This is a genomic window from Roseomonas sp. GC11 (genome assembly GCF_024437745.1).
Taxonomy (GTDB): Bacteria; Pseudomonadota; Alphaproteobacteria; order Acetobacterales; family Acetobacteraceae; genus Pseudoroseomonas.
Genome location: NZ_JANFNY010000212.1, coordinates 1 through 515, shown reverse-complemented (window position 1 = coordinate 515; position 515 = coordinate 1). Strand labels below are relative to the sequence as shown.

At 69.5% G+C, this 515-nt stretch carries 1 pseudogene; it reads right to left on the bottom strand.

The annotated features are described in order from the left end of the window. Nucleotides 1-515, bottom strand: a pseudogene (locus tag NON00_RS24675) (hypothetical protein); the annotation flags it as partial.

The following is a 515-nucleotide window of genomic DNA, read 5'->3' as shown; positions in this document are numbered from 1 at the left end:
TGCAGCTTCACCACCGTGCTCGTCGCCGGCCCCGCATTGCGGCTCAGCGTCGCCCAGCCCGTGTTGACATAGGCCCCGGCGAAACTCGTGCCGATCAAATCGATATTCGCCGTGTCGATCACCGTCACCGCAAAGACGCCATTCGCCCCCGGCACCCCGGCCACATTCTCGACCGTGACCACCTCCCCTGTCGTGAGGCCATGGGAGGACCGCGTGAGGCGGATTGCGCCCGCGCCATTATCGGCCACGGCGCTGATGCCGGCCATGATCTGGCGGTTGCGCACCCGCAGGCGCCAGCGATAGAGCGCGTCGGGATCCGAGATCTGCTGGTGGCGCACATAGGAGTGCGTGCGCGCCGCCGTGCTGTCGATCGCGCGGCCATGGAACCAGCAGGCTTCCTGGCCCGCCTCGATCTCCAGCACCGACCAGCCCGTGCTTGCCGTGCTCGGGATCGCCACGGCCGCCCCGGTGCTCAGCCGCGGCGCGCCGGCCGCCTGCACCTCGTAATTCGCCCC